The 17,333-nt window shown below is 72.5% G+C and carries 16 protein-coding genes; 4 read left to right on the plus strand and 12 right to left on the minus strand.

Annotated elements, in window-relative coordinates; translation table 11 throughout:
- Positions 1 to 10: 10 nt before the first annotated feature.
- Together WME97_RS35395 and WME97_RS35400 are read right to left on the minus strand one after the other, a co-directional pair.
- A complete protein-coding gene (locus WME97_RS35395; RefSeq protein WP_437544235.1) occupies positions 11 to 1,057 on the minus strand; it encodes a DUF6268 family outer membrane beta-barrel protein in 1,047 nt (348 codons plus the stop codon).
- Entirely contained in the window at positions 1,054 to 2,406 is a 1,353-nt protein-coding gene (locus WME97_RS35400; protein WP_437544237.1) for an alpha/beta hydrolase family protein, read from the minus strand. Before WME97_RS35400 ends, WME97_RS35395 begins: the two co-directional genes overlap by 4 nt.
- Positions 2,407 to 2,506: 100 nt before the next feature.
- Between WME97_RS35400 and WME97_RS35405 the strand changes: the two genes are divergently transcribed.
- The gene (locus WME97_RS35405; RefSeq protein WP_437544239.1) at positions 2,507 to 3,169 is read left to right on the plus strand and encodes a TetR/AcrR family transcriptional regulator; all 663 of its coding nucleotides are present in this window, start codon (positions 2,507 to 2,509) and stop codon (positions 3,167 to 3,169) included.
- A gap of 85 nt (positions 3,170 to 3,254) precedes the next feature.
- On the opposite strand, the gene WME97_RS35410 is transcribed toward WME97_RS35405, so the two are convergent.
- Together WME97_RS35410 and WME97_RS35415 are read right to left on the minus strand one after the other, a co-directional pair.
- Positions 3,255 to 3,989: a ferritin-like domain-containing protein gene (locus WME97_RS35410; protein ID WP_437544241.1), complete on the minus strand. Its 735-nt coding sequence runs from the start codon at positions 3,987 to 3,989 to the stop codon at positions 3,255 to 3,257.
- Positions 3,986 to 4,675 (minus strand): hypothetical protein, encoded by a 690-nt coding sequence (locus WME97_RS35415; RefSeq protein WP_437544243.1) that lies wholly within the window; start codon positions 4,673 to 4,675, stop codon positions 3,986 to 3,988. Before WME97_RS35415 ends, WME97_RS35410 begins: the two co-directional genes overlap by 4 nt.
- Before the next feature lie 423 nt (positions 4,676 to 5,098).
- On the opposite strand from WME97_RS35415, the gene WME97_RS35420 reads away from it, so the two are divergent.
- Entirely contained in the window at positions 5,099 to 7,084 is a 1,986-nt protein-coding gene (locus tag WME97_RS35420; RefSeq protein ID WP_437544245.1) for a protein kinase domain-containing protein, read from the plus strand.
- Positions 7,085 to 7,182: 98 nt separating this feature from the next.
- Here the strand turns inward: WME97_RS35420 and WME97_RS35425 are convergent, their stop codons facing one another.
- Positions 7,183 to 8,118: an AraC family transcriptional regulator gene (locus tag WME97_RS35425; RefSeq protein WP_437544247.1), complete on the minus strand. Its 936-nt coding sequence runs from the start codon at positions 8,116 to 8,118 to the stop codon at positions 7,183 to 7,185.
- A 92-nt stretch (positions 8,119 to 8,210) separates the two neighbouring features.
- Here WME97_RS35425 and WME97_RS35430 point away from each other — a divergent pair, with 92 nt between their 5' ends.
- Positions 8,211 to 9,092 carry an NAD-dependent epimerase/dehydratase family protein gene (locus WME97_RS35430; protein WP_437544249.1) on the plus strand — a complete coding sequence of 294 codons (882 nt, stop codon included), beginning with the start codon at positions 8,211 to 8,213 and terminating at the stop codon, positions 9,090 to 9,092.
- Between the two features lie 193 nt (positions 9,093 to 9,285).
- Here the strand turns inward: WME97_RS35430 and WME97_RS35435 are convergent, their stop codons facing one another.
- Genes WME97_RS35435 through WME97_RS35460 form a run of 6 tightly spaced genes read right to left on the minus strand, consistent with a single transcriptional unit; the run spans position 9,286 to position 14,962 of the window.
- Entirely contained in the window at positions 9,286 to 10,548 is a 1,263-nt protein-coding gene (locus WME97_RS35435; protein WP_437544251.1) for an MFS transporter, read from the minus strand.
- Positions 10,545 to 10,955, minus strand: a complete 411-nt coding sequence (locus tag WME97_RS35440; protein WP_437544253.1) for a hypothetical protein — start codon at positions 10,953 to 10,955, stop codon at positions 10,545 to 10,547. The genes WME97_RS35435 and WME97_RS35440 overlap by 4 nt, the downstream gene beginning before the upstream one ends.
- 2 nt (positions 10,956 to 10,957) lie before the next feature.
- A complete protein-coding gene (locus WME97_RS35445; RefSeq protein ID WP_437544254.1) occupies positions 10,958 to 11,584 on the minus strand; it encodes a YdcF family protein in 627 nt (208 codons plus the stop codon).
- Between the two features lie 23 nt (positions 11,585 to 11,607).
- The gene (locus tag WME97_RS35450; protein ID WP_437544256.1) at positions 11,608 to 12,774 is read right to left on the minus strand and encodes a DegT/DnrJ/EryC1/StrS family aminotransferase; all 1,167 of its coding nucleotides are present in this window, start codon (positions 12,772 to 12,774) and stop codon (positions 11,608 to 11,610) included.
- A complete protein-coding gene (locus tag WME97_RS35455; protein WP_437544258.1) occupies positions 12,771 to 13,550 on the minus strand; it encodes a WecB/TagA/CpsF family glycosyltransferase in 780 nt (259 codons plus the stop codon). Before WME97_RS35455 ends, WME97_RS35450 begins: the two co-directional genes overlap by 4 nt.
- Entirely contained in the window at positions 13,547 to 14,962 is a 1,416-nt protein-coding gene (locus WME97_RS35460) for a radical SAM protein (protein WP_437544260.1), read from the minus strand. The genes WME97_RS35455 and WME97_RS35460 overlap by 4 nt, the downstream gene beginning before the upstream one ends.
- 152 nt (positions 14,963 to 15,114) lie before the next feature.
- Here WME97_RS35460 and WME97_RS35465 point away from each other — a divergent pair, with 152 nt between their 5' ends.
- On the plus strand, positions 15,115 to 16,380 hold the full coding sequence (locus WME97_RS35465; protein ID WP_437544262.1) for an oligosaccharide flippase family protein: 1,266 nt from the start codon (positions 15,115 to 15,117) through the stop codon (positions 16,378 to 16,380).
- Between the two features lie 52 nt (positions 16,381 to 16,432).
- On the opposite strand, the gene WME97_RS35470 is transcribed toward WME97_RS35465, so the two are convergent.
- The gene (locus WME97_RS35470; RefSeq protein ID WP_437544264.1) at positions 16,433 to 17,320 is read right to left on the minus strand and encodes a sugar transferase; all 888 of its coding nucleotides are present in this window, start codon (positions 17,318 to 17,320) and stop codon (positions 16,433 to 16,435) included.
- Positions 17,321 to 17,333: the final 13 nt, after the last annotated feature.

Below are 17,333 nucleotides of genomic sequence, written 5' to 3' on the forward strand. Positions count from 1 at the left end.
GAGTCGCGCTTCAGCTCTTCGGGATGCGCCATGTCACGCCGGCGCGGAAGAAGAGCACGTTCGGGATGCTCTGCCCGCCTCCGGGGATACCATCGTCCTCGTCGTTCATCGGCTCGTAGCGACGGAACAGGCTGTGTCCCGCCTGGGCGGTCACCCACACCGACGAGAAGGCGCGCACGCCGAGGGTCACGCCCGCGGTCGCGACCGAGTAGGCGACATGATCGAGGCACTCCTCGGGCCGCGCCGCCCGCTCGTCCTGCTCGGTCGCCGGGTCGTCGGCCGGCTGGGCCGCGCACGGCCACGCCCCGGTGACGCGCGGGTCGCGCACGGCGTAGGCGTTCCCCGCCAGGTCCGCGCGCAGGCCGACCTCGACGCGATCCGAGAACAGGAGCTTCGCCGACGCGAAGCCCGGCAGGAAGGCCTCGACGCGGAACAGGGGGCTCGGCGTCCAGTCGACGTACGCCGCCGGCAGCGGGAGGAACGAGCCGAAGCTGTACGACGCGAGCGCGCCGCCGCCGAGGACGAGCTTCTCCGAGAGCGTGCGGGTCACGAGCCCGAGCGCGCTGACGCGGACGAGCCCGCCGTCGAAGGCCTCGAAGTCGCCCGCGAGCCCCGGCGCGACGCGCAGCGAGAGCGACCAGTCGTCGGGGAGCAGCTGGACGAACAGCACCGGGACGTCGACGGCGTGGAAGGCCCGGAGCTCGTCGAAGCCGGGCGGGGCGCCGGCGTACGAGATCGCCTCGACGTGGTACGTCGCCCCCGGGATCAGGAACGTCTTCTCCCCGAGGGGGATCGGCACGTTGGCGTTGACCTCGTACGACGAGACCTGCGCCCGCACGGGGCGCGGGTCCTCGATCGCCGCGCCCGGCATGTACTGCGCGCTCAGGTCCACGAGATCGGGGAGCTGGGCCCACGCCGCGCCCGGCGCGAAGACCGCGACGACCGCGAGCAGCGGCGCCAGGGCGAGGAGCCGCGGGGGGCGCGCGCTCCGGCGGGAGGGGCCCCCGCCGGGGCGCTCGTCCGTGGAGCGCGCGGCGGCGCGATCGGCGGGCCTCATCGCGCCACCCGCTCGTCGAGCCAGTCGAACAGCCGCGCCTGGGCGAGGAGCTGGTTGCCGCCCTGGCAGTGGACCTGCGACGCCGTGCCCGCGTCGAACACCATCATGTGCTTCGGGCACGTGAGCGCGCCGTAGAGGCGCTCCGACTCGCCTGGAGACGCGTCCTCGGCGCTTCCCTCCATGATCAGCGTCTCGCAGCGGATGCTCGCGACGCCACCTTCGTTGTCGTACTTGCGGAGCTCGTCGATCACCTCGTGCGGCGTCGAGACGCCGTGCTTCCAGGTCACGTCATCGAAGTACCAGCGCGCGTCGGGCAGCACAACCGAGGCGGCGTCGATGGCGCGGTCGAAGGCCGCGGGGCCGCGCGCGTGCAGCTCGAGCAGGCCGGGCATGGACGCGAAGTGGCTCAGCATCGCGTCGCGCCAGCTGACGACGCCGGGGTTGGCGACGAGGGCGCGCAGGCGGCGCTCGCGCGAGGCCGCCCGCGGCGCGAGGTAGCCGCCGAACGAGAGGCCCATCAGGACAAACTTGCCGGCGTCGAGCCGCTCGTCGCGCTCGGCGAAGTCGAGCACGCGCCCCACGGGGACCTCCCAGTCGGGCCGGAAGGGGTGCCCGTGGAGGCGCAGCGAGGCGCCCTGGCCCGGGCCGTGGAACGAGAGGACGTGGTAGCCCCGCTCGAGCGCGCCGTCGACGACCCACATGGTGTCCTCGGGCCACGCGTGGAGGCCCTGCTGCAGCACGATCGTGGGCGCGCGCGCCACCCCGGGCGCGTAGTGGACGCGGCCGTGGAGCACGCCGTTCTCGTAGGGGATATCGACCTGCCGGGAGTCGTAGCCCCGCATGCGGAGCGCCCGGTCATGCAGGTCGAGCCCCGCGATCGTCGCCTGGACCAGGCGCGGGTCGGAGCGGTCCGCGTAGCGCATCAGCCCGGCCCGGTAGTACGCGCCCGCGCGCAGGAAGTGCGACGCGGCGCTGCGCGCGTGGCCGCGGGCCTCCGCCTCCTCACCGTAGCCCCGCACCCGCTTCGCGGTGGCCAGCCACTGCTCGAACCACGAGCGCTCGTCGCCTGGGAGGATGCGGGTCGCGGTGTCGAGCACCTCGCCGACGTCGGTCAGCCCCATCGACGCGAGGCCGAGCCAGAACACGATCTGCGCGTCCATCACCGGCTGGCCGGTGAACTTGAACCGGTGCCAGACGGGCGCCGCCTGGCCCCGCCCGAGCGTGTCGTCGCCGTGGAACCGCGCGGACGCGACCTCCTGATCGACCCCGCGGCGGCCCGCCGCGAACCCGAGCGCCGCCGCGCCCCCCGCGACCGCCGTGTGGGTGAGAAACCTCCGCCGCTCGAGCATCGGTGCACCTCCAGCGCCTGACGAAACAAGTGATTGAAACATATGTTTTAACAGTTGACGCCTGCCGGACGCGTCGTCAAGGTTTGTTTCAAACAATCGTATGAACGACCGTGACCCCCTCGCCCCTGCGGACGATCTCGATCCACGGCAGCGGCTCGTGGTCGCAGCGATCGATCAGATCGAGAAGCACGGCATCGGGCAGCTGACGGTGCGGAAGCTCGCGGCGGCGGCCGGCGTCAACATCGCCGCGGTGAACTACTATTTCCGGTCGAAGGAGGCGCTCGTCGCGGCGGCGCTCGAGGGGTCGATCGGGAACATGCTGTCGGACACCGAGGACTTCCTCGCCCGCATGCCGGGCGATCCCCTGGAGGCGCTGAGCGGGCTGCTCGGCTACTACCTCGAGGGCGGGATGCGGTACCCGAACGTGGGCAGGGCGCTCCTGCACGACGCGTTTCACGCGGACGACTACAGCGGTCCTTTCCCGAAGCTCTTCGCGCCGGTGATGGAGCGCCTGCGCGATCTCGTCCGGGCGGCGGTGCCCGGGCTCGAGGAGCGGGCGGCGGCGCGCCGGGTGGTGGCGGCGCTCTCGGCGGTCTTCTTCCCGACGTTCTTCGCGGGGCTTTACGAGGGGCTGAGCGCGCTCGGCTCGCCGGCCGACCGCCTCGCCTATGCGCGAGAGCTGGCGCGGCAGACGCTTGCGCCCGTCGCGGTCCCGGAGCCGGCGGGGCCCGCGCCCCGCGGCAGGCCGCAGAAGCGCGGGTGACCCGCGGGGGCATCGAGGGCCCCCGGAGGAGGGGCGGGCGTCGACGACAGGGGCGTCCCGGCGGCGCGGGCGAGCGCGCGGGAGATCAGCAATCGAAGAAGCGGCGAAGCCCGGGGCGGATGACCTCCTCGATGGTCTCATCGAGCAACACCCGGGCTTTCAGGCCGCTGCACAGCCCGAGCTGCTCCCCGTCCGGCGGGGCGTCGTGGGCCGGCAAATGCGCGTGCTCGTGCTCCACGAGGTGCCGGAACGCGACGGGCAGGTAGCGCTCGACCGCTTGCCGCTCCGCCGAGGAGAGCTCCGGCGCGACCTGCTCGAGGAGGCGCCAGCCGAAGCGGGCGTGCCCGACCTCGTCGGCGTAGATGCGCGTCAGCAGATCGAGCAGCGGCCCGGGCGGCATCTCCAGCCGCTCCGCGCCGATGAGGGCCACGGCCACCGTCTCGCTCATGCAGCAGATGTGGATCACGTTGCGGAGCGCGGCCGCGCGGGGGGGCGCGTCGCGGTGCAGGGGGAACTCCGGGCGTTCCGGGACGCTCGCGGTCGCCGTCCCGCCGAGGGCCTCCACCACGGCGCCGCAGAGGATGCCATGGCGGCGCTCCTCGTCGGCGAAGCCCCGGCACGCCTCGGCGAGCTCCGGCGGGAAGCCCGCCTCGGCGAGCTGGCCTGCGAGCGCCTCGAACACGGCCGACGACCCGTGCTCGTTCACCATCCGCGCGTGCCAGGTGCCGATCGCCGACGGGAACAGCGCCGCGGGATACCCGCTCACGTCGAAGGCACGCGCGCGCGCCTCGCCGCGGAGATCGAGCGTCGCGGCGTTCATGCGACCTCCGACCGGGCATCATAGGCGTCGAGCGCCGGCGGGACCGGCGGGCCCCAGGGCGTGCAGAACGTCCGCGTATAGAGCTCCCCCTCGGGAGCGACGACGTCGCCGAAACAGCAGGCGTGCCGGACGGGCTCGGCCTCTCTGTAGGAGATCGCGTCGGCGTCCACGCCCACGATCAGCGCCGTGCAGCAGTTCACGAAGGAGGCGTCTCCGGCGAGGGCCGCCCGCTGCTCCTCGGAGATCCCCGTCCCGGGGGCGGGCAGGCGCTGCAAGCCGTAGTCGACACAGCAGTCGAGCTCCGCGCGGGGGCGAGCCTCCGTGTCGTCGAGGCTCACCTGCTCGGCGCACGCGAGCCCGGTCGGCATGGGCGGCGCGCCGCCCGCGCCTCCCGCGCCGCCCGCGCCACCTGCGCCCCCCTCATCGGGCGTCGGAACGACCCCACTCCCCGTCGAAGGTTCCCCACCGCCGCCGGTCGTCGCGCCGACTCCGCTCGTCGCGCCGACTCCGGCCGAAGCCGGGCCGTCCGGCTCCCCTGCCGGGATCTCCTCGTCGGGATCCAGCGGAGACGACTGCCCGCCAGAGACGTAACGTCCACTGCAGCCCGCCAGGGCGCCACAGGCCAGCGCTCCCAGCGCGACCCTCGCTGCTGCACGCAATGCTGCCCGTCTCGTCTCCTCACGCATAAGCTCTCCTCCAGTAAAACAGGCTGTTTGCCGCAGGGCGCGGCGCGGGCCGAGCACTCGGCCCATGTGGACCAGTGTAGGCGCGCAGCACAGCGAAGAGAATTTGCATTTTCCGCACACCATTGAACTGAAATTCAGAACAATGGCGCCGCGGCATCCTCCGGCGAGCTACGCGGGCAAGCGCGTCTGGATCCGCGCGCGCGCCTCCGTCTCCGCCCGGGACGGTGCGATGCGCGCAGCGAGGCAGAGAACCTCGGGGCTCGGGTCGCGCTCGCGTCCCTCGGCGGCGAGCTTCGTGGCCGCCGGCTGGCCCAGGACGAGAGGTCCGAACACCTCGGGGTACTCCCTGCACGATGCTCAGTTCGGAAGGGGTTGACACGTAGCGACACCTACAGTTCGCTCTACGCCCGGTAGAGGAAGCGCGTGGACCCCCCTAGCCTTGTCGACCTCCATCCGGGCGCCTTGTTTCACCGGCGCTACCGCGTCATCCGCCGCATCAAGGCCGGGAACATGGGCGCAGTCTACGAGGTCACGGACGAGAAGACTCGGAGCCGCCGCGCTCTCAAGGTCATGCTTCCGGACCTGGTCGAGCATCCTGATCTCCGGAGCCGTTTCGAGCTCGAGGCACAGGTCACGGGTGACATCGAGAGCGAGCACATCGTCCGCATCTCCGATGCGGGGATCGACGAGGCCACCGGGACGCCTTTCCTGGTGATGGACCTGCTTCGAGGCGAGGAGCTCGGAGCGCTTGTTCGGAAGCAGAAGGCGCTGCCGCCGGGTGAGGTCGTGATTTACCTGCAGCAGGTGGCGCGCGCGCTCGACAAGACGCACGCCGCGGGCATCATCCATCGCGATCTCAAGCCCGAGAACATGTTCGTCACCCGCCGTGACGACGATTCACCGTGCGTGAAGATCCTTGATTTTGGCATTGCCAAGGTGGTGGAGCAAAGCCAGAAGGCTCGGACCACCCAGGCGCTCGGCACGCCGCTGTACATGTCGCCCGAGCAGATCCGGGGTGACCGCGAGATCGACCCCCGCGCCGATCTCTACGCGCTGGGCCACATCGCCTACGCGCTCCTCACCGGAGAGCCGTACTGGGCCGAGGAGGCAAACCTTCACGAGGCTATCTTTCCATTTCTGTCGACGGTCCTCGGGGGTGTGGTCGAATCGCCCAGCCACCGCGCCCAGCGCCGGCGCGGCGCTGGGCTGCCGCCTGCATTCGATGCGTGGTTTCAAAAAGCCACGGCGCCGCGTGCCGAGCACCGCTTTGACCGAGCGAGCACCGCGGTCGCCGCGCTGGCGACGGTGCTCGGCGTGAGGACATCGAAGCGGCCGGCATCGTCGCCTGGCGTGTACGAGGCTCCGCGCTCATCGCCGTCCTCGCATGCGCTCGACGATACCGTCCCTGTGGAAGACGCCGTCCAGCGTCCGCCGGAGCAGAGCAGCAAGCGGCCGCTTCCAACGCCGATCAACGCCGCGCAAAGTGCGCAGGAGCAGAACGGCACGGTGCCGCTCCCCACGCTGGTCGGCGCCGCGCAGCGTGCGGCGGAGCAGCACAGCACGGTGCCTCTCCCGACATTGCGCCGAGCGACGCACCGGCGTAGTCAGGACGGAAGCACCTTCCTTGCGCCCGTCAACACGCCTGCGGTTCGATCGAGGACGTCGAGGACGCTCCCACCCGTGCTGGGTGCGTTGCTGGTTGGGGGCGCTCTATGGTTTGGCGTCGCCATGCTCCGCGATCAGGCTTCGACGAGCCAGGCGGAGGAATCCGGCCTGCTCGCAACGACGACGCTCGCCGCAACTGGAGCGCCCAGCGCGTCGGCGGTCTCCTCGGTAACGCGACTGGCGGACGAGAGCGTGTCGCTTGGCTCCTCACAACCCTCTGCGACCGCCGAGCCACCCGCTGCGACCGCTGAGCCACCCGCTGCGACCGCTGAGCCGTCCGCACCGCCTCCCATGAAGGCGCAAACTCCTGCTTCACAGCCCTACGCCAAGCCTATATCCATCACCGAGCGTGCTTTGCCGCCGAACGTACCTGCGAGCACTCCTACCGCGAATCCGAACCCACCAACGACGAATGTGCCTCAGAACCAGCAACCGGCCGCAGCCGGCGTGAATGTCGCGGCGCCGCAGGCCAGCGTGGCGACTCTCAGGGTTGTCATACCGAACCCGGTGGCGGCATTGCCCGGACTGAAGGTCACACGCGACGGACAGCAGCTAGGACAGGAAGCGTGGAACACGCCGCGGCCGATCGACAAGGGGACGCACGTGCTCATGGTGACGGCCCACGGGAAACAGCCATGGATCAAACAGGTCCATATCCATGCCGACGGTTTTGACGCATCCTTTACCGTACCTATGCTGCGTGATGCCGAACCTGCCGCGCCAAAGCCACCTGCCTCGCCCTAGCGAGGGGGATGGCGGCCGCGTCGTGACACCGTGGATTCAGGGGTGGCCCCCTCGCCCCGGTAGCGCGGTCGTCCGAGAGGCGACGTGCTCGCGCAAGCTCAGGAGCGCGGCTCTCCGCCTTCGGCTCGGTACGCCCCCGGCGGGATCCCGACCTCCCGGCGAAATGCGACGTTGAAGGCCGCCTCGTCGTGGTAGCCCACGGACGACGCCACCTCGGCGAGGGCGAGCCCGGGGCGCTCTCGCAGCGTCTCCTTCGCGAGCTCCATGCGCCAGCGCGTCAGGTGGCGGAGGGGGCCCTCTCCCACGTGCTCGCGGAAGGAGAGGGCGAAGCCCGAGCGGCTCATGCCGGCCTCCCGCGCGAGCGAGGCCACGGTCCACGCGCGGGCCGGGGCCTTGTAGAGCGCGTCGAGGGCGCGGGCGACGCGCTCGTCGGCGAGCGCCGCGCGGAAGGAGCCGGGAGGCGCGGGGCGCTCGAGCTCCGCGCGAATGGCCTGCAGGAGGAGCAGCTCCGCGAAGCGCGCGGCCATGACCGGCGCGCCCGGCCGCCGGCCGCTCACCTCGTCGCGGATGCCATCCAGGAGCCGGCCGAGACCGGGCACCGGCTCACCGGCCCCGCCGTCGAGGAGCACAACGGAGGGCAGCGCGCGGAGCAGCAGCGACCGCCCGGCACCCGCGACGTGCATGGCAGCGCAGAGCACCACCGTCCTCGCGCCCTCGCCGCCCAGCCGGCGCCGCACCGTCTGCGCGCCCGGCCGAGGCGGTGAGAGCCAGCGCTCCTCGTCGACGACGGCCGCCCCCGGCCGGTGCCTCAGGCAGTGGGGGACGCCGTGGGGCAACAGCAGCAGATCGCCCTGGCCGGCGCGGATCTCTCGGCCGTCGAGCTCCAGCCACATCTCGCCTTCGAGGAGGTGGTGGAGCAGGACGACCTCTCGGGGGCCGATACGGGCCCCCCACGGCGCGCCGAGCTCGACGCGGCCGAAGAGGCTGGTCTCGATGCGCACGTGGCGGAGAAGCGCTGTCAGGACATCGGGCATTGGACGATCACAAAAGAGCGCTGGACGCTATCACATGGAGGGTCCCCCGGTCCGTCGCCATGGTTCAGCCACCGAGTCACGAGGAGGCAACCATGGACGTTTTCATCACCGGCGCGAGCGGCTTCATCGGATCTGCGGTCGCCCGCGCCCTGGTCGCGCGCGGCCACCGGGTGCGCGGGCTCGCGCGCAGCGACGCGTCGGCAGCGAAGGTGCGGGCCGCTGGCGCGGAGCCGATCTGGGGCAGTTTATCGCAGGTCGACGTGCTCGCGCGCGCGGCAGCGGCCGGCGACGGGGTTGTGCACACCGCGGCGACGACAGGAGAGGATCGCCCCGCCACGGACGAGGCGGCGGTGACGGCGATGCTCTCGGCCATGAGCGGCGGCGTCTTCATCACGACGACCGGGGCGCCGCGCGCGCGCTCCTCGCGGGTGCCGGTGTCGGAGGAAGAGAGCGTCAACCCCGGCGGAGCGCTCGAGTGGCTCGTGGCGGCCGAGTCGCGCGTGCTCGGCGCGAAGGCCGTCCGCGGCCTGGTCGTGCGGCCGCCGATCGTCTATGGCGACGGCGGAGGTCCGGTGGCGGGCCTGGTGCACGGCGCGCGCGCCGCCGGGGTGGCGCGTACCATCGACGATGGCGAGAACCGCTGGTCCACCGTCCACGTGCGGGATCTGGCGGTGGCCTACGCGATGCTGCTGGAGTCGGACGCAAGGGGCGTATTCCATGCCGCCGAGGCGTCACCCGAGCCCATGGCGGCGCTCTTCGCCGCGATAGGCGACGCCGCCGGGGTCCCCGTGGGCTCGTGGAGCCTCGCGGAAGCCCTCGCTGCGCACGGCCCCATCGCCGGCTTCCTGGCCATGGACGCCGCCCTCGACGCGACGAGGCTGCGCGGCCTGGGCTGGTCCCCGGAGGTCGGAGAGGCGCTCGGAGGCATCTGCGGCGCCCTGCGCGACCCGGCGCAGGGGTATCGGACACCCTGAGCCCACCGTAGGTGCCGTGACGGCGACATGAGGAGAGGCGCGCCCTCAAGCCTCCTCTCGAATTTTTTCGGAGAAATTCACAGGGAGGCGGGGAGACGGGGAGTTAAAATACCTTGAATCTCCCCGCCTCCCCGTCTCCCTGTTCAATTTCTCTTTGTCAGATGTGCCCCACAGCCGCACATCCATCCCCGCCTCACGGCAAAGCGCCGTCGCGCGCGGCGCTCGCCGCCTCCCCTCCTCGCTTGTTGTCGAGGGCGAGCAGCACGAGATAAGAAAGGGCACAGACAACGAGGCTGCCGAACACGAGCATCGGCAGCGAGTAGGCCAGCCGCTCCAGGCCCACCCCCTCGATCAGCTTGCCTGTGAGGGCCGGGAGGACCATGCCGCCGAGGCTGTCGCCGACCAGCACGAGCCCGGTCACCAACGCCGTCATGGGCACGATCTGCCCCGCGAGCGTGAAGCCGCTGGGCCAGAGCGGCGCCATGAAGAGCCCGAGCCCGAGCGCGACACCCCACAGGAGCGCGCTCGTGGGCGGCAGGACCAGCATCATCGCGGACAGCACGAGACAGCCGCCCAGCCCCACAGGGATGACCTGGCGCGGCGTGAAGCGGATCGCCACCGGGATCGAGAGAAGCCTCCCGATCGTGAACGAGAGCCAGAACCCCGAGGTGAGGTACGCGGCCCCGGTCGCCGAGACGACGCCCAGCGTGAGGGCATAGGTGTAGATCCAGCTCCCGAACGAGATCTCCCCGCCGACGTAGGCGAACAGGTACACCACCGCGACGAGCACCGGAAGGAGGGGCAGCGCGCGATCCGCGCCCTTCGCCGCGGCGTCCTTCCCGGCCTTTTCCTGAGGCTCGGGACAGTGTCGCATCGAGAGCACGCCCAGGGCGACGAGCGCCGAGAAGGCGGCCACGGCCCAGTACGCCGCGTGGTAACCGCCCCAGGCGACCGGGACGCGCGCGACAAGGAGCGGCGACAGGAACGCGCCCAGCCCGAAGCAGAAGTGAAGCCCGTTCATGTAAGGGCTGACCTTCTCCCCGTGCGTCCAGAGGAGCAGCGCGTTCGCGCCCGTGTTGACGAGCCCCTCCGCGAGACCCCGGCAGAACGCCACGACCACGAGCAGCCACAACCACGGCACGGCCGGGATGACAGCGAGGCACGCCGCGGCGATCAGGTGCGCTCCCCCGAGCAGGTTGTGCCCGTGCACGCGATCGAACAGCTTGCCTCCCCAGAGCGTGCCGAGCGTGTAACCAACCCCCCCGCCGAGGAACAGCGAGCCCATGTCCCCGACGCTGGAGCCCGTCTGCCGCGCCAGGTCCGGCAGGGTCGGCCCGGTGATCGCCGTGATGAGGCCCAGGCAGATGAAGAGCCCGTAGTAACCGGCCGTCTGGCGCAGCGCCCTGTCGCTCCACCGGCTCGAGACCGGACGCTCCTCAACGGCTGCAGTGCTCATCGCTTCGCTCCTTTTACCCGATGCGGGGACTCATGTGCCGGCCCAGGCGCGGCAGGGGATCCGGGGGGATCGTCGGTGCGCGAGGCGCTGGCCGCGCGCTCCCGCTCGTGCTCGATGCGCCACGACTCGAAGGCCAGCGCCTGGAGCGCGGAGAGGACAAGGACGGAGACGTCGGTGTTGACGTAGAGCCAGATGAACCCGAGCCCCAGGCCGCGCACGAGCAGGGCCACCGCCGCCCCGACGGCGACGTTGCCGCCCCAGAACAGGAGGCACACGCCCACGCAGCGGATCGCGCGCCGGAGCGCGGGCGGGAGGAGCCCGGCGCGCATCCCCCGGCGGCGCCCCGCCGCGTAGACCACGCAGGACGTGGCGGCGACGACGCCCAGGATGTAGAGCGCGTCCGGCACCGCTACACCTCCCCGCGGAGCCGCGACAGCGCGCGCGCCGCGAGCTCCTGGAGCAGCCGGCCGATCGCCGAGAGGCGCTCCCCCGGCAAGCTCGACGCCGGCGACCCCTCCTGGACGGGCGCGGCGAGGACCTCGAAGCCCGCGCGCTCGAAGAGCCGGCGCGCGCGGGCGATGCGGTGCGCGCCGGTGACGAGCAGGATCCTCCTTGCGCCCCTGGGCAGCAGGAGCTCCGCGCTGCGCTCGGCTTCCACCGCGGTCGTCAGCCCGCGCGGCTCCGTGAGCAGGGCCGACGCGGGGACGCCGAGGCCCTGCGCGAGGCGAGCGCGCGACTCGGCCTCGCTGGCCGGCCCGTTGCGGCTGCCGAGCATCAGCACGAGCGGCGCTCGCCCCTCACGGTGCAGCGCGACGGCCTCGACGGCGCGCCGGAGCGAATCCTCCGGGAGCCGCCCGTCCGGATCGACGTCCGCGCCGAGGACGACCACCGCGTCGGCCTGCCCCGCGTCGGGCGCCGACGCCATCCAGCGATCGAGCGGCGCCGCGACCGGGGTGAACGCGGCGACGACGAAGGCCACGAGCCCGATCACGCCGGCCGCGGTGCTCAGGCGGTCCCACGCTCCTTCCATGCGCATGCGTCGGATCCCTGGAGCCGCCCCTACGTGGCGCCCAGGAGCGCGGGCCTCGAGGAGCGCGCGAGCAGCCGCCGCGCCTCCAGCTCCTCCGCGACGCCGTGGATGGCGGCCTCGACGCGCTCGAGCGTCTCCTCGCTCATCCGGCCGTGCAGGGGAAGGCAGACCTGGCCCGCGCAGAGCCGGTCCGTGTTCGGGAGGGCGAGGCCCGCGGGCAAGCAGTCCAGCGCGTGCAGCGGCGGGTAGAAGTACCGGCGCGCCTCGACGCCGCGCCGCGCGAAGGCCGCGATGACGTCGTCGATCGAGGCGTCGATCAACCCGACGCCGAGGTTCTGCCCGTTGGGGTTCACGCCCGGCGGGATGCGCTGGGTGCGGTACACCTGCGGGTGCCGGGACAGGGCCGCGCGCAGCCGGTCGAGGTACGTCCGCCTGCGGGCCAGCGCCTCCGGGAGCCGGCGGAGCGACGAGAGCGCCAGGGCGGCGCGCAGCTCGTCCAGCTTGGCGTTCATCCCCGGGACCGACGCCGAGAGCGGCTGCGCGAGCCCGTGGTTGCGCAGCCGGCGCATCGCCGCGCTGATCTCCCGGTCCGGGGAGACGACGACGCCGCCCTCCGCGGCCACGAGGACCTTGGTGGCGTGCAGCGAGTAGGTCGTCGCGGTGAGGAGCGCCTCGGCCTCCCGGCTCGCCGCCTCGGTGCCCATGCCGTGCGCGTTGTCGTAGATCACGGCCGCGCCCGCGCCGCGGGCCTCGCGCGCGATGGCGGCCAGATCGGGCGGGACGCCGAACACGTTGACCGGCAGGACCAGCGTCGCGCCGCGCTCCGCGAGCAGGCGGCGCAGGTGCCCCGGATCCAGCGTCCAGGTCTCCGGGTCGATGTCGCAGAAGACCGGCTCGAAGCCCGCGTGCACCGCGGCGTTCAGCGTCGCGATGAAGGTGAAGGCCGGGAGGATCGCCCTGCCCCGCCGCACCGCCGCGGCCTCGATGGCGAGGCTGATCGCGACGGCGCCGTTCGAGACGGCCACGGCCTCCTCGACGCCGAGGAACGCAGCGATCGCCCGCTCGAAGCCCTCGGTGAGCGGGCCGCCGTTGCTGAGCCGCCCCGAGCGCAGGACGTCGGCGATCTGCGCCGCGATCGCGTCCGGCTCGTCCACCTGCGGCGAGACCATGGGGATGAAGGGTCGCTGGTCGCTCATGCTTGTCTCTCCGGACGAAGGCGCTGGTGGACGACGCGGCCGATGAACTCCGGGATGCCGAGCAGGTACCGCCGCCAGAGCCGCCGCGGCTCGACCGCCAGGCGGTAGAGCCACTGGACGTGGCTCCGGCGCACCCACTCGGGCGGGTACGCGACGGCGCCCGCCACCTGATCCAGCAGCCCCCCCATACACCAGGTGGCGCGCACCTGGAGCGCCCCGAGGTGCTGGCTCACCCAGAGCTCCTGCTTGGGCGGGCCCAGGCCGACGATGAGCAACGCGGCGCCCGACCCGTTGATCTGCCGGACCACCGCCGCCGCCTCCTCGGGGGCGAAGTACCCGTGGTGAACGCCGGCGATCCGGAGCCCCGGGCGCTCCGCGACCAGGCGGCGCGCGACCTCGTCGGCGATCCCGGGCGCGCCGCCGAGCAGGAAGACCGAGGCCCCGCGCTCGGCGCAGAGGTCCACGATCCGGCCCAGCTCGACCGGGCCCACGTTGATGCGCTCCGGGCACGGCCCGCCCAGCAGGCGCGCCGCCCAGACCACCCCGATGCCGTCGGCGTACACGACGTCGGCCTGCGAAACCGAGGCGCGGTACGGCGACTCGCGCGCCGCCAGCGTGGCGCAGTACGCGTTGACGTAGGTGTAGTAGTCGGGCCTTTCGCGCTCCGCCTGCAGGGCCTCGTCCAGGCGGCGCAGCAGCTGCTCGAAGGAGAGCCGCGTGACCGGGACGCCGAGGACGTCGACCCGGGGCGCGCTCGAGGGCGGAGCGACGGTCATGCCTCTCCCCTCGCCGGCTCCACCTTGTCCTGCGCGCTGATGAACGCGCGAGGATCGCTGACCGGCGCGCGATCGAGGACGGGCCGCGCCTCGTCGGTGCCGAACATCGCGACGTAATCGCCGTGGAACCCGTCGCAGATGTCGCGGAGCGCGCAGCGCTGGCACCCCGCGCCCTTCTGGTAGCCGTTGTGCTCGACGCGGTTCAGCGCGTCGTGGCGGTAGGCCGCGTCGCGATCCCCGCGGCGGCGGAGGAGCCGGTAGGACAGCCCTTCCAGCTTCCTCATCACAGGGCCGAGCCGCGGGTTCGTGTCGGCGCGCAGCATCCGGCCCCGGAGGTCGATCGCGTCCGCCAGGCGGAGGAGCGGCTGCCGGAGCCGGCCGAGGCGCGGCCGCGCGCCGAGCGGGACGGGCGGCGACACCGCGCCGGCCCGCATCCGCTGCGGGCCCTTGTTGGTCCAGGTCCAGCTCGCGAAATCCCACTCGTGCGGGTCGTACGAGAGCTGCTGGTAGTTGTACACCGACGGCCAGTGGCGCTCGGGGACGATGCAGTGGGGCAGGTACCGGACGTTCGCCTCCACGCCGGCCTGCGCGAGCACGTCCAGGGCCTCGTCGAGCGGGCCCCGCAGGTCGCCATAACGAGGCACGTTCTCCGCGGTGCGGGCGCCCTCCTTGCGCTGATCCGCGAAGGGGTTGAAGGCGAGGAAGTTGACGGCGCGCGCCCCCAGCTCCACCGAGAGCCTCGCGATCGCCGGGAGCTGCGGCACCGCGAGCTTCGACATCACGCAGTTCACGCGGAACGGCACGTCGAGCGCGATGAGGTGGTTCAGCGCGCGCATCTGGCGCACGTGCGCGCCGCTCACGCCCACGGCCACGTCGTGCGCCTTCCCGAGCCCCTGGACGCTGACAAGGAAGTCGGCGACGCCGGAGTCCTTGAACTGCTGCGCCTTGTCGCGCTTGTCGAGCACCAGCGCGTTCGTGATGAGCGTCGGCGCGAGGCCGATCCCGGCGCAGTACCGGATCAGCGCATGGATGTCGCGCCAGATGGTCGGCTCGCCGCCCTGGATGTCGATCGCGTTGTTCCCGTAGAACTCGACGAGGGTCCGGCAGATCTCCTGCGCCTTCTCCAGCGACATGAACGGGTGCTCGGGGTGCTCCTTGTCCTCGATCCGATCGAGGAAGTAGCAGAAGTGGCAGCGCAGGTTGCACGTCTGCCCGAGCCACAGCACGCCCCGGCGCGTGAGCTCCCGGGTCCGGCCGTGGGGCCGCGGCGCGGCGGCCGGGCGCGCGGCCGGCACCGCCAGGGCGAGGGCCCGCTCGAGCAGGATCTCCGGCGGCTCGATGTCCGCCGATACCAGCGACTCCTTTCGCCTGAGCTGCACCAACGAAACGTTGCCATCCGTGCTGGTCTTCACGTGGTCCTCTCCTGACTTGGATCCTTCACGCGCGGCGCGGCGCCCCGCCGCTCCACGTGACCGCCGACGGGAAGTTGAACCGCACCGCGATCGGGGCGATAGGGGAGCGGCATGCGCGCGCTGCGACCTCCGGTGAAGGATCTCCTCCATCCATGACGTCGTCGGCGCTCCGCGAGGACGCCCCGCCGCCGGCGAGGCGAAGCGTCTCGGGCAGCATGGCGCTGAAGACCGCGAGCGATCTCGTCTCGCGCGGCGTCCGCATGCTCCTCGCCGTCGTCGCCGCGCGGCTCCTGGGGCCCGCGGGCTTCGGCGACTACAGCTACGCCTTCGCCGTGGGCTTCCTGCTCGGCGAGCTCGCGGACCTCGGCCTGCACCTGTTCATCGCGCGCGAGGTGGCCCGCGATCCCGGCGCTCCCATCGGCGCGCTCGTGCGTCTCAAGCTCGCCGTGACGCTGGCCGCCGGCGCGGCCGGCCTCGTGGTCGGCCTCCTCGCGGGCGCGGCCTCGCCACGCCGGACGCTCGTGTGGCTGCTGACGGCCGCCTGGCTGATGGCCTCGTTCGTCGAGATGCTCAACCAGGTGTTCCGCGGGCACCAGCGGATGGAGCGCGAGGTGCTGGTGGCCGTCACCATGGCGGTCACGTCCTTCGGGCTGGGGACGGGCGCGCTGCTCTCGGGGCTCGGCGCGCTCGGCCTGGCGTGGGGCCTCGTCGCGGGCCACCTGGTCGCCCTCGCGCTGGCCCTGGCCCTCGCCGCCCAGCTCCTCGAGCGCCGGCAGTGGTCCAGCCAGGGCGCGGCGCTGCCGCAGGGCTTCCTCCGTGAGGCCGGGCCGCTCGCGGTGGTGATGGTCGCCAGCCCCCTCTACTTCCAGCTCGATCTCCTGATGCTGGGCTGGATGAGCACCCCCCACGCGGTCGGCGACATGAGCGCGGTCCAGCGCATGATCGGCGGCGCCATGATGCTGCCGGGCGTCGTGCGCGCGGCGGTCTTCCCCGCCTTCGTCGCCAGCCGCTCCGCGAGCGCCCGCAGGCGCCTCGCCACGCTCACCTTCGTCGGGCTCATGGCCGCGGGCGCGCTCATGAGCGCCGTCGTGTGGTGGATGGGCGGGCCGCTCGTCCGGCTCGTGTTCGGCCCCGACTACGCGAGCGCCGTGCTGCCGCTGCAGCTCCTGACCACGGCGCTCGTGTGGATGGTGCCGGAGCTCGCCATCGGCCCGATGCTCTTCGCCGCGGGCCAGCAGCGCCCGTACGCGGCCCTCTGGACGGCCACCGTGCTCCTCATCGCGGCCGGCGACCTGTGGGCGGTGCCCGCGCACGGCGCCGCCGGCGCCGCCGCGGTGAAGCTCGTCGTCACGCTCGGCCTGGTGGCCGGCGAGGTGATCGTCCTCTTTCGCGTCAGGGACCACCTCGGGGCCTCCTGAGCGGCCGGGGAGCGGCCCTTTCACGGCGTCGTCGATCACCCGGCGCACGGCGTCAGTAGCTCCCCACGCCGAAGAGCATGCGCAGCGGCGTGACCGCCATGATCTTCAGGTCGCCCCAGAAGCTGGCGTTGGTCAGGTAGTAGATGTCGAGGATGACGCTCTGGTCGAAGGTCACCTGGTTGCGCGCCACGACCTGCCACAGGCCGGTGATCCCGGGCCGGCCTTCGGTCCGGAGGCGGTGCCACGGCTTGAGCGCGTCGAACTCCGCCATCGGGTAGGGCCTCGGCCCCACCAGGGCCATGTCGCCCGTGAGGACGTGGAGGAGCTGGGGGATCTCGTCGAGGCACAGCCAGCGCAGGACGCCGCCCAGCCGCGTGACGCGCGGATCCCTCGGGTCCTTGGGGATGACGACCCCGTCGTCGCGCACGAAGCCGGGGATCTCGCCGCGGATGACCGAGAGCCGCGCGGCGTCGCCCCTGTCCTCGCCGTCCCGGCGCTGCGTCCGCATCGTCCGGTACTTGAAGAACCGGAACGGCTTCCCGCGCAGCCCCGCGCGCGGGGCGATGTGGAACGGCCCGCCCGGGGACTCGAGGTGGATCAGCAGCGCGATCGTCAGCCACAGCGGCGCGCCCCCGAGCAGCACCGACAGGGCCACGAGCGTCTCGACGGCCCGGGTGGCCGCGGCGTCGAGGCCGCCCCGCTCGCCCGAGCCGAACCGGACCACCGGGAGCCCCTCCGCGGTCCGCTCGGACAGGCCGAGGCGCGCCGCGAGCCACTCGAGGTCCCGCGACGCGATCGCGACGGCCTGCGCCCGCCCGCGCGCCCGCCGCAGCTCCTCCCCCACCGCGTCGAGGCCCTCGACGACGACGGGGGCGCCCGGATCCAGCGGAGGAGGCGGCGCGGTTGCACCTTGAGGGAAGGACGTCGTTGCACAGGTCAAGAAAACCTCCTGG

Origin of the sequence: Sorangium sp. So ce367 (assembly GCF_051520455.1) — a bacterium.
Lineage (GTDB): Bacteria > Myxococcota_A > Polyangia > Polyangiales > Polyangiaceae > Sorangium > Sorangium cellulosum_B.

What these genes read in the sequence shown, in the direction of transcription:
- WME97_RS35465 (WP_437544262.1), top strand. Translation starts at nt 15,115, where the DNA reads ATGACGTCGTCGGCGCTCCGCGAGGACGCCCCGCCGCCGGCGAGGCGA.
- WME97_RS35445 (WP_437544254.1), bottom strand. Translation starts at nt 11,584, where the DNA reads ATGCGCATGGAAGGAGCGTGGGACCGCCTGAGCACCGCGGCCGGCGTG.
- WME97_RS35450 (WP_437544256.1), bottom strand. Translation starts at nt 12,774, where the DNA reads ATGAGCGACCAGCGACCCTTCATCCCCATGGTCTCGCCGCAGGTGGAC.
- WME97_RS35400 (WP_437544237.1), bottom strand. Translation starts at nt 2,406, where the DNA reads ATGCTCGAGCGGCGGAGGTTTCTCACCCACACGGCGGTCGCGGGGGGC.
- WME97_RS35430 (WP_437544249.1), top strand. Translation starts at nt 8,211, where the DNA reads ATGGACGTTTTCATCACCGGCGCGAGCGGCTTCATCGGATCTGCGGTC.
- WME97_RS35415 (WP_437544243.1), bottom strand. Translation starts at nt 4,675, where the DNA reads ATGCGTGAGGAGACGAGACGGGCAGCATTGCGTGCAGCAGCGAGGGTC.
- WME97_RS35405 (WP_437544239.1), top strand. Translation starts at nt 2,507, where the DNA reads ATGAACGACCGTGACCCCCTCGCCCCTGCGGACGATCTCGATCCACGG.
- WME97_RS35410 (WP_437544241.1), bottom strand. Translation starts at nt 3,989, where the DNA reads ATGAACGCCGCGACGCTCGATCTCCGCGGCGAGGCGCGCGCGCGTGCC.
- WME97_RS35395 (WP_437544235.1), bottom strand. Translation starts at nt 1,057, where the DNA reads ATGAGGCCCGCCGATCGCGCCGCCGCGCGCTCCACGGACGAGCGCCCC.
- WME97_RS35455 (WP_437544258.1), bottom strand. Translation starts at nt 13,550, where the DNA reads ATGACCGTCGCTCCGCCCTCGAGCGCGCCCCGGGTCGACGTCCTCGGC.
- WME97_RS35425 (WP_437544247.1), bottom strand. Translation starts at nt 8,118, where the DNA reads ATGCCCGATGTCCTGACAGCGCTTCTCCGCCACGTGCGCATCGAGACC.
- WME97_RS35435 (WP_437544251.1), bottom strand. Translation starts at nt 10,548, where the DNA reads ATGAGCACTGCAGCCGTTGAGGAGCGTCCGGTCTCGAGCCGGTGGAGC.